Below are 10,216 nucleotides of genomic sequence, written 5' to 3' on the forward strand. Positions count from 1 at the left end.
CGCATTGACACGCTCGTCAACTAGCTTGTTGACCCCGGCGGAAATGGCGGCTTCGGAGAAGTCGCCAAACAGTTCAGGGTCCACGCCGGCCTTGATGGCGTTCTCGGCAATGGCTACGTTCGTGGCTGCTTGCGCGGGCGACTCATTCGTCCCAACACGCTCACTCGCCGCCTGCAACTGAGCTTCCAGCTCGGTCACGCGCGCCAGTGCGGTACTGCGGCCATTTCGCGCTTCCACCAGCTTGTCGTACTCAATGACGTATTTACCGTCCTTGGATGCGATCACCGCATTGGACGCATCCAACACGGGCTCTACTGGTTTTGCCTTGCTCTCGTCGGCTTCGAGTTTTTCAACCACGGGCACGACTGGCTCAGTGATTGGCAGCGAGGCATCCACCTTGCCGCCCATCAGGTTTGCCAGGTATGCAGCAGCGCTCTCTGCGGAGTCCGGTGCGTCGTTCGTTACGTTGTCTTGAATAATCATGTTTTCCCGCCACATATCGGAGTGGCTGCCAAAGGGTGCGAGTCAGGGGCCGAAGCCCCGTCCTCTACCATTTACGGGTATTGCCACGCTTCACAGCGTTGCTCTGGTGCGACCCTTCACAGGGATGCGATGTGAATATAAAGAGGCCCGGCGCCTTGTGCAAACCTTAGCGGGCGAATGTTCGCGGACATGAAAAAGCCGCCGGGCAATTGCTGCGCGGCGGCTGGTGTGATTCGATCTTTATGGCTTCAGCTTGCAGTCATAGACTTTGTCGCCAACATAGAAGGCGCCTACCTTGTCGCACCGCTCTGCAATAGATTCAACTTTGGTCTCCGCGACAATTTCTGCAAATACCAAAATAGCGAGCGTTGCAGCTGCGCCAATGAGCAATTTGAACGAATCACTCATGCCAATTGCTCCGGTGACTGCGCTGGCTGGGTTGCTTGGTACAGGCGTTCTTTCAGCGTGTAGCCCATCAGTGGAAAAATCTTCTGCACAGCATTGGCATGAGCAATCTTGCGGCCGATCTCGGCATTGAAGTTCTCCGGGCTGGCACAGGCACTCTCGCCGGTCACGGTGAAGCCGTTGCGTAGCGTCAAGACACAAAAGGTAAGCAATGAAAGCGCCTGGTTTTCAACACCAAGGTCTGTGCGTCTTTTTGCAAGAGCGCCCTGAATACCCTCTTCAGCCGTAAAGTAATGCTCGCTGGCTATATTCGCCTTAATGTCGTCCAGCGTAACGCGCGGTGCGGTCAGGCCCTTGGCTTGGATTTCTTGCTCGATGGTGGCGCCAGATGCCGAAAGTGGTAATTCTTCCACTTTCTTGGCCTGGGCGGTCTGGTACGGCATCCATTCGCAGTACATGCCCTGCGGCTTTTTGGCATCAGTTTGGCGCATCGCCACGCTGCGGACGGGCCAAGTGCTTCCGCCATGATCCACCACCAGCAGATTGACCATGTAGTCACCCCACACGCACACAACCGTTGCATCCATCGCTTGCGAGTGGTCGAAGCACTCGGGTTGTGCTGCGAGTGGCGGACCGATATGTGAACCGTTGGGCCAGAACCAGACCTTGCGGCCAATGGTGGGTTTGATGATGCTCATGATGTCCTTGGTTGATGAAATACGACTCTAAAACGCAAATCTCAGAAGTCAACCCACGGGCGAACCTATTTCACTCTCCTGCGAGACTCATTCATGCCGGCGGGCTCGGCGCGCTCTTCGGCCAGGTTATCCGTGGTGCGGGCTGTCTCAATCCCTTGCATTGGTGAGGCGGCTTGTTGTGGAATGGGTGGGAAGCCTGGGCTTGTGTTTTGCACAACCTCCATGCTTGGCTGTCCTGCGGGGTCCATCGGTGCGGCTGGCAGTCCTGCGGTTGGGAAGTTGGGGTCGTCACCTCCCGGGGATGGCAGCTTGTACCCAGCGCCTTGCATGATTGCGTCGGCCACGGGTGCCACCTGCGGCTGCAAGATGATCTGGTTTGCCGCTTGCATCGCACTGAACGCGGAAGCAACGCCGGTCTGCACCGCCTGGGCCACGATGGCATTGATCTCTGCCTCGGTCTTTCGCTCCTTCATGTCCAGCTCGCGCGCTTTGAGATCGTTGCCTGCCTTGACAAGCGCCTCTTGCACGGCCTGTTTGACGCGCTGCTCGATCTGGTCCGGGCTTTGCTGCTGGTCGACCGCGCGGATGGCCTCGATCACTTCCTTCTTGAAAGGAACTTCCATCAGCGACACCATGAACGGCATGATGGCGGCCTTGTACTGCTCTGGCAGGGACTTGACCGCCTCGGCCATGGCGTTGACCTGTTGCCCGCGGAACGTCGTCGTGCTTGGCACTTCTTCCAGCCCGACTTTCAGCCGCGTGCGCTGCAAGTCATTGGACAGGTAGGCCTTGCCATCCTCATCCACCTCGGGCTTGTTCAGGATGACGGTCTTGTCCTCCCTCACGCCGTCGCCCTCGATCACGATGGTGTGCTCATTGCTGCCAATGTCCTCCATGATCATTGAAATCAGCAGTTCCCCGACTTGCTTGCGGCCCTTGTCGCGCATGTCCATCATCCAGCCCAGCGACTGATTGGATTGGTCGACCTGGGTTTGCTCCTGCACGCCGCTGGTTGCCGTCCCATCCTTGCCCTGAAAGCCATTGCTCGCCGGGCCGACGCGCACAATCGCCGCGCGGGCGTTGTCCAGCAGCTGCATTTGCTGGGCGTTGAGCTGGAAATCACGCTCGACCTTGAATATGGCGCCCGGCTTGGCCATGTGGTCTGCGTTGAGCTCAATGTCGGCATCCGCCCGGCCCACAGCCTTGCGCAGCTGGGCACTGGTCATGCTGGTGGCGCCTTTGGTGCGCGTGGTACGAACCGCACTCAGGCCCCAGCGCAGCTTGGCCGTGCCCGAGTTGAGTGAGTCCTGTTGGTACACCATGCCGCGCACATAGCCGTAGGGCACCCCAGACAGGTCTTCACGGAAACCCCAGAATGGCACATAGATGAAGTGCCGGTGCGAATACGGGCTCGGTGCATCGTCCAGGCGTTGCGTGCCCAGCCAGTAACTGCGGCGCACGCGGGCCACGTTGGCAAACACAACCTCGCACTCGCCGGCCGCCAGCGCATTGACGTGCTCCATGTTGTCCTCGTCGTACTCCACGACGCGCTCGTCCTTGAACTTCAGCACCGGCGTGTTTTTCCATCGCCGGTACCAGATTTCAGAGACACACAGCTCTTTGCTGCTGATGTTGTACCAATGCTGCTCGCCAATGGTGGGGGCAGAGCCATCGCCCCAGGCATTGGACAGGCCGGTTGACGCGCCACCATCCAAAGCAAGCTCGTTGATCCAGCTGCTGCCATGCTTGCCGCAGAGCATGATCATTTCCTTGTGCTTGGGGAAGGCGCTGGCCAGGCGCTCAGGGCGCAGCCAGCGGGTGCGGCGCATCCAGCGGGCGTCACTCAAGTCCGTCTCGCGTGCAGCATTGTCCCAGTGGATCTCGTTGCGGTGGATGGCGGTGCATCGGTAGGCGTACTTGAACGGGTCCGACTCGCGCGACACCTCGACAAAGCCCAGGCCCACGGCGGCCTGCGGGCGAAAGGCGGCGGTGATGGCGTCATCCGCCTTGCTCTCGCGCTCGGCCTGGTTCAGTTTGAAGTTCAACCCGTCCGCCACATCCTGCCCGCCCGGCTGGCCGTTGGGCGTCACGCGCCAGTCGGTGCGCTTGGCGATCTCATAGCCCTGGATGGACAGCAGCGCCGGGCCCACCAGGTCCTCGATTGCCGGTGGAATGCCCAACTCCTGCTGGCGGCGCAGAAGCTCGCTCGCCAGCTGGTTGCCGTCGGCGTAGTCCATTTCCTTGTCGGCGCGGGCACGCCAGGCGGGCTGCTCTTCAATCTCGCGCTGGATGTCGCAGACCTCTTGCGCGCTCAATGCGCCCTGGTCGTCGGCGTCGTTGTCATCGGGTTTGGTGTTGTTGGTTGTCATGGTGGTTCTCACAAGCGCCAGTCGGGCGGCGGGGGTTCTTCGTATTTTGGGGTTGATGTGTCCAGCATCCCAAGTTCTTTCGCTTGCGCCCATTGACGTAGGGCATCGGCTCCTTCGCTGCATCCGTTGGCCTTGTTGGGCTGATCGACATAGCGGTTGTCGGCGCGGCTGAACTTCTTTTTGTAGCCCTCAATGCGCTCAATGCCCTTCTTGGCCTTGTCTGCATCGAAATAGGCGCCTTTGAGCTGCTTGCGGGTCTGCTGGATACCGTTGATCAGCTCTGTGATGCGCGGCACGATCACGAATTGTTGGCCCGGCAGCAGGTCTTGCAGCATGTCCTGTGTGCTTCGGTTGTAGTCGCCCAGGCGCTTGTGCTCGGCGTCATGTGGCAGGTAATGCGTGCCAAACAGGTAGCCCAGGTCTTTCAGTTCCTTGACGTAGTGACGCAAGTCTTCGTTGTGCGCCTCGTAATAGTCGATGAACCTGTCCTCGCCGCGCAGTTCCTGGTGAAACCAGACTGCACAGCCGTCGCTGTTGCCAATGTCCCAAAACGTGTTGACGGGCAGATCAAGCACCGGCACGCGGGTGACGCCACCACGCTTGCGCAGCGTAATCATGTCCTTGGCGTAGTAGTTTCCCTCGGTGCTGATCTGGAACGCTTCATCGGGCGTGGATGGGAACTCCTGCCACATCCGCTCTTCTTTGCCCGAGAAGTCGGCCTCCTGCGTGGCCACATACCAGGCGCGCTGGTCAGGGTCGATCTTGCAGCCCATCAGCACCTCGATGCCGTCGAAATATTCGTGCTGCTTAATGGAAACTGACACCGTTCCCGAGTCCAGCCTGTACTTGGGCTCTTGCCACCAGGCGTAGAAGTGGAAGCGGTAATCCTTTGGCGTTAGCTTGGCCTTGCTGGCATCCAATCCCTCAGAACGCTGCACCAGCTCAAAGAACTCGCCTTCACGACCTTCAGCAGTGGACTCGATGACAAGCACGCCATTGGTGGGCACAGCGGGTATCGAGCCGGTGACGACCTCGGCCGCCTTGTCCGGGAACTTGGCGCAAATCTTCCCAAACTCGCTGATGTGCAGTCGGTGGATGGTTCCTGAGCGCATGGAGGTGGCCACACGCACGCTGCTGTTGTTGTGCGAGAAAAGCAGCTCGTCGGCGTTGTCGGCCCCAAGGGGAAAGCACTCACGAATCTCAGGAGGCAGGTTCTGGTAGGCAAACTTCACCTTGTCGCGGAATATGACCTTCGCAGCGTCCCGGTCCTGGGCGATGATGCCGCAGCGCTGGTTGGCATTGAACAGAGCATGATCCAGCCACAGGATGGCAATCAGCGTCGTGAACCCAAGCTGGCGAGCCTTCAGGATGATGTTGCGGTGCCACAGTCGAACGATGAACCGGCGCTGGGCGCGATTGGGCTTAAAGGGAATGACGGCGCATATTTCGCCATCGTCGCCCTTGATCATGATTTTGTAGAGGCAGCCGCTGAACAACCGCCACTCTGGGTCAGCCAGGCAGCGGGCTAACTCCGCCTCGTTCGTCGGCAGTTGCAGCAAGGGCTCGACGTGCAAGGCCACGGGAATCAGTCCTCGTCGTGTGCCGGGTCGCGGGCGACGGGCTGGAATGCTGAACTGTTGCCGCCAGTGATGGCTTGGAGCAGGGATGCAAGCGGGTCTGCCCGCTGCTCGTTGTCGATCGCAAACATGCCCAGAATCTTGGCGGCCTTGTCCAGGGCGCTGTTCTTGTCGGCAATCTTGTACTTCTTGATGAGCCCGACAAGGTGGCGATATTCACCAGTTCCCTCGTATTGCTCCAGCACGTCCAGGCCAATCACGCAGGCTGCGGTGTCGCTGTCCAACTCCGTGATAGCCAGCGGGCGGCCATCGGCTGCAAACATCTTGCGCGGGTCAAAGAAGGAGATGCGGGCAATCTCTCGGGCCACGCGCTCCTTGGTCAACTCCATTTGCGCGAGTCGTTCGTCCTGTCGCGCAGCAATAACGGTTTGCTTTTCCGCCAAAAGACTTGCGATTGCAGGTTTCCTCAAGTTTTCCTGCCCGATGACGTGTGCTGTTTTCGGGCTGTAGCCCGCATGGATAGCCGATTGCGTGGCATTTCCAGATATAAGGTATTCCGCCACAAATGCGGCTTGCTTGGGCAGTAGTCCATTCACACGCGGAACTGATCTGTCGCGTGTCTTTGGAGTCTTGGGAGTGGGTTTAGCCTTCTTCTTGGCTTTGGGTGCTGTCATGCGCCCCGACTGTGCCAAGCATCAGGCGGGGGGGCAAACCTTAGCGGGCTGGTGGGTGCGAAGTGGTAGATCTACCAACCCTACCGCTGACATGGTTATTCGAAAGAATTGGGGACAGGTGGTAATTCTTCCACTTGCCGGCCACCTGTCAGGCCACGCACGCCCGGGTTTCACCCACTTGCGGGATGTCCACCAGGCCCCTGCCATGCAGCAGGGCGAAGCCACCCAGCAGCGCCAGCACAGCGCGGGCGGCCCGTGGTGTGAGGGTCATCATTTCATCGCCGTGTTCGACCTTCACTTGCCCGTCATCTAGCACAGTGGCGCTCACGGGCTGCTCGTCAAAGCGCTTGACCACTGTGAAACGATTGCCTTTGAGGCGGTGGATTACGCCGTCTTCCTCGCGCAGCTTCTTGACGGCTTCGTCGACGTGGTGAAACACCAGCCCGGTTTCGCTGATGATGGCCTCGCGGGTGGCGAAGTTAAAACGCTCGCACAGGTCGATGATTGCCTGAAACACGATGTCTTTGGTTGATGCTTTCGTCTGGGTCATACATGCCTTTTGGATTGCTACTGATTGAGTAGCAATTACAAGGGCAAAAAGTCGAAAGTCAACCCACGAAGCTATCCGACATCTGGTTTATTTGCGGCGGGTCCATCCTTGCGAATGGCGCAGGTGATGCACCGGTATCGCCCAATGGTGGTGAACGTGGCGGATGCATGTTTGCCGCTGATGCTGACGCGACTGCGCACCACGTTGCGCAAGTGCTCCCAGGTATGGCGGCGGGATTCCGTGATGCAAGGCTGCAGCTTCATCCTGCCCTCACTTTCCGCGCTGCCAGGACAGCACGCGCCCATGCAATCCGCTGGCGTTTTATCCAACCTGCTTCCCCTGGGTTCTCTTGTGGCGCCCCATGGATGGCTGCGATGATCTCGTCATCCGATAACTCCACCTCGGCGGCTGGCTGTGCTTGATTCGCCGCCAGCCATTCGCCCATCATCTTCGAAGCGTCAGCCCAGTTATCCGCGTGGCGCTCAATCAGGTGGAATGCAATGGCGCCATCCATCCCGGCCCAGTCCTGCATGTTGTCGGGTGCGGTGGGTTTCTGCTCTGGCGCTGCAGCAACCAGCGCTGCCGCAGCGTGGCGCGCGTCACGGTGGCCCATCTTGTAAGCTAGCTGGTGGTCTAGATTCAACATACCGGCGTTACGCGGCAAATTCATGATGGCGTCGCGCAGGTCTTGGTTCATTTTGCTTCCTCCTTGCAGAACTTCGCAATAGCCGCGTCCTCGTGCGCTTCATACAAGAAAACGCCATCGGCAAACCCCGTGGTGATGGCGTGAAAAATGTAGCCAACGAGCATGGCTGGAAATGAAAACCAGATGTAGGTAATAAAGTGAACAAGGTACTTCATGGCTTGTCTCCAGTGATGCCGTGGTGGGCTTCGATGGCGCGCAAGAATTGCATGGCAAGCCTTTCATCCTGAAAACGCAAAGCTTGTCCAGTAGCGTAAAAGTAGAGCTGATGCACATCTGCCGACATAATCGGCTGGCGCTGGGGTGGCGCATCAGCCTGTGGTGAATTTAGTGCGGCGCGAAGCTCATCTATCTCGGCCTGCATGCAAATCTGTGTGACCGGCGTACCCCGTTCAACACCACCCCCAAATCCATAGCGATAGCCAACACCGAACGCAAGTTCGTTGCCTGTGAATGCGCAGCCTGTAATCCGGTCTTGCCAAGACTTAACGATGGTTGATGGCCCCTGCGGCACTGCCACTTGCTGCGCTTCCAACTTGAAGCACTTTACCGTCGCCGCAGTCGCCTCACGATAAGCAGCCTGATAAGCGCGCGTCCAGTCGCCTACCTGCGCCTCAAGCCGTGCAATCTCCTGCGCATCAGCAGCCAGCATTTCGGCGGCCTGAAGGCTTATGGTTCGACGTGATCCATACGAAACACTCGCATCACGCAATTCTGCAATCAGCGCATCGCGCTCATAGCTTGGCTGTCCAGTATTCACATTTCCGCAGTAGCACGGGTCCGCTGATGATTTGCACTGCCCGCATGGACCGGTGATGATCTTTGGATGCTCGCTGTTTAGCTTGGCGCTTGGCGCGGCGGCGAGCATAGCTCTGTAAAGCTGCATAGCCCATGCGTGCAGCCCTTCGCCATTCGTCGGCGGAACAGGCAGTGACGCAAGCACCTCGCAGATTTCCTTGTCTGTAATTGGTGCTGCACCGCTTGGCTTGGTGCTTGGTGCGGGGTGGGTGAAACCCATGCTGGAAGCATAGCCATCGGCTCGCTTTCTTGCTTCATCCAACTCTGCCGCCGTCCACGCCACCGGCTCCACTTCCTCGCTGGCAATGGCTGCGTTAATGAGGTGGTCCATGTCTTCCAGCATGGACCGCGTGATGTTTTGTGGGTCGCGGTAAATTGCTTTGTAAAGCTCTTTGAGCTGCTTCATCGCGTCGATTGTTGTTTTCATTTAGCCTTCTCCGGTCTGGTGTTTGGTAGCCCACAGGCGTCGTACAAGTTGCACATGGCCAACTGGCTGTGGTATCGGCCTTTGGCCCGGTGGACGGCGCGGACAAGCTCCAGCAAGTCAACCTGGCCTGCCTGCCGGTACTCGCGCATTTGCAAGGCAGTGAAAGCGCCGAACGGGTCGTCCTTATCAATGTAGGTGCCAGGCCTGCAAACCGCTTCTGGCAGCGGTGGGTATTTGGTTTCCTCCGGTGATGTTGTTGGGTCTGAAAGCGCCGCCTCCAGGCTGGCTGTAATAGAGTGCTTCTCAAATGCCGTAATGGCCATTCCTTTGCGTAACAGCTCGACAGCGTCGATACTTGCCCTACGAAGCTGCCTAAGCTCCGAGAGAATGTTTTCTCGGCTACTACGAAGACGCGCAACCACTTGACGCAGCTCTGTGATTTCTTCATCTTTGGCCTGCACCGAACCCATGCCGTGGTCTTTCTGGCGGTCAAACCAAGTCTTGACTTCTTTGGTCATTTCATCTCCTTGATTGTTGCAATGCACTCTTTGACTGCAGAGCGTGCCGTTGCGTTGTTGCACGTCATGCCTGCCAACTCCGAGATTATTTCGTCACGCTCCGCCTTGCGCGAAGCCTGCCAGGCGTTGAAAGCGAACGTCTTTTCGTAGTCGCCGCCACCGGCTCGGCTGTATTGGCCATCTGTCTGCCACCACGCCTCAAACTCCGCTCTGCTTGCGTCATGCAGTGTGCCCGTGCTCATGATGCTGCCTTAATCGCTGCGTCGATAGCTTCGCGCTCTGTCGCAAAACTCTTGTGGTCGCCCGACAAAACGTGATACGCCTCGCCCTCATCTTGGAACCATAGCTGGAAGCGAATTCCAGGGTGATCCAACTCCACAGGCGCAATAAACGCATCGTGCGCAAGTACGAAGTCCAGACGCTCCGCATCCACCAGCCGGTCAGCGGCCAGCTTTTCAGCAGTTATTGCGCGCAATACTTGATCGGTGTAATCAGCTTCCAAACTTGGAATTTCAGAGGCCAGCGCAAGGGCGGCGTCGCGCTCTTTCGTTCGATCTTCCAGTTGGAATTCGAGCGTCGCGACGCGCCCCAGCGCCTGCTGGTAGTGCCCGAAATATGGGCCGCTTTTCAGCTTCTCAATCGCAGCAATGATCGGCTCTGCGCCGCCGTCATCAGGATCAAGAGCAAGGCACTCGCTGACAGCGGCCAAGGCTTCGCAGGCGGCCATGAACATGCGCTCAAAGTTTGGCGTGTATGGCGGAAGGGTGAATGCGCGCTCAAGGCGGGCAGCATAGGTTGTCACGCCGTCACCTCGTCAGCCGCCTCTACGACTACCACAGGCTCCGCGTCAGATGGCTGCTGGCCGGGCAGCGGGTGTTCCGCCGCCTTTCCTGCCGCCTTGAATTCAGACAACCACTTGGGGTAGTTGATTTTGCGGTCGTCTCGCATTGGCATGACGACTGCCGCGAAGTCGGGCAAAAATCCGCAAGACACGAAAATCGACTTGTTTTCATC

At 58.4% G+C, this 10,216-nt stretch carries 13 protein-coding genes and 1 pseudogene; all 14 read right to left on the reverse strand.

Going from position 1 to position 10,216, the window contains the following annotated elements; translation table 11 throughout:
* Positions 1–483, reverse strand: a pseudogene (locus C5P05_RS08305) (hypothetical protein); the annotation flags it as partial.
* Positions 484–723: 240 nt separating this feature from the next.
* A complete protein-coding gene (locus C5P05_RS33600; protein ID WP_157979256.1) occupies positions 724–891 on the reverse strand; it encodes a hypothetical protein in 168 nt (55 codons plus the stop codon).
* Positions 888–1,586, reverse strand: a complete 699-nt coding sequence (locus C5P05_RS35110) for a Gp49 family protein (protein ID WP_198674670.1) — start codon at positions 1,584–1,586, stop codon at positions 888–890. The genes C5P05_RS33600 and C5P05_RS35110 overlap by 4 nt, the downstream gene beginning before the upstream one ends.
* A gap of 65 nt (positions 1,587–1,651) precedes the next feature.
* Entirely contained in the window at positions 1,652–3,955 is a 2,304-nt protein-coding gene (locus C5P05_RS08315) for a hypothetical protein (protein WP_114969386.1), read from the reverse strand.
* Between the two features lie 8 nt (positions 3,956–3,963).
* The gene (locus C5P05_RS08320) at positions 3,964–5,535 is read right to left on the reverse strand and encodes a terminase (RefSeq protein WP_198674671.1); all 1,572 of its coding nucleotides are present in this window, start codon (positions 5,533–5,535) and stop codon (positions 3,964–3,966) included.
* 5 nt (positions 5,536–5,540) lie between these two features.
* A complete protein-coding gene (locus C5P05_RS08325) occupies positions 5,541–6,206 on the reverse strand; it encodes a terminase small subunit (protein WP_114969388.1) in 666 nt (221 codons plus the stop codon).
* 148 nt (positions 6,207–6,354) lie between these two features.
* A complete protein-coding gene (locus C5P05_RS08330) occupies positions 6,355–6,756 on the reverse strand; it encodes a hypothetical protein (protein ID WP_114969389.1) in 402 nt (133 codons plus the stop codon).
* A gap of 259 nt (positions 6,757–7,015) precedes the next feature.
* Positions 7,016–7,453, reverse strand: a complete 438-nt coding sequence (locus C5P05_RS08340; protein WP_114969391.1) for a hypothetical protein — start codon at positions 7,451–7,453, stop codon at positions 7,016–7,018.
* Complete coding sequence (locus tag C5P05_RS33605) at positions 7,450–7,617, reverse strand: hypothetical protein (RefSeq protein ID WP_157979258.1); 168 nt, start codon at positions 7,615–7,617, stop codon at positions 7,450–7,452. Before C5P05_RS33605 ends, C5P05_RS08340 begins: the two co-directional genes overlap by 4 nt.
* Positions 7,614–8,684: a hypothetical protein gene (locus C5P05_RS08345; RefSeq protein WP_114969392.1), complete on the reverse strand. Its 1,071-nt coding sequence runs from the start codon at positions 8,682–8,684 to the stop codon at positions 7,614–7,616. Before C5P05_RS08345 ends, C5P05_RS33605 begins: the two co-directional genes overlap by 4 nt.
* Entirely contained in the window at positions 8,681–9,202 is a 522-nt protein-coding gene (locus C5P05_RS08350; protein ID WP_114969393.1) for a hypothetical protein, read from the reverse strand. The genes C5P05_RS08345 and C5P05_RS08350 overlap by 4 nt, the downstream gene beginning before the upstream one ends.
* Positions 9,199–9,444: a hypothetical protein gene (locus C5P05_RS08355; protein ID WP_114969394.1), complete on the reverse strand. Its 246-nt coding sequence runs from the start codon at positions 9,442–9,444 to the stop codon at positions 9,199–9,201. The genes C5P05_RS08350 and C5P05_RS08355 overlap by 4 nt, the downstream gene beginning before the upstream one ends.
* The gene (locus C5P05_RS08360; protein WP_157979259.1) at positions 9,441–10,004 is read right to left on the reverse strand and encodes a hypothetical protein; all 564 of its coding nucleotides are present in this window, start codon (positions 10,002–10,004) and stop codon (positions 9,441–9,443) included. The genes C5P05_RS08355 and C5P05_RS08360 overlap by 4 nt, the downstream gene beginning before the upstream one ends.
* Positions 10,001–10,216 (reverse strand): hypothetical protein (locus tag C5P05_RS08365; RefSeq protein WP_232834398.1); only part of this gene is annotated, 216 nt, incomplete at its 5' end. The genes C5P05_RS08360 and C5P05_RS08365, both read right to left, overlap by 4 nt.

It is taken from the genome of Rhodoferax ferrireducens, assembly GCF_003347515.1.
Lineage (GTDB): Bacteria > Pseudomonadota > Gammaproteobacteria > Burkholderiales > Burkholderiaceae_C > Rhodoferax.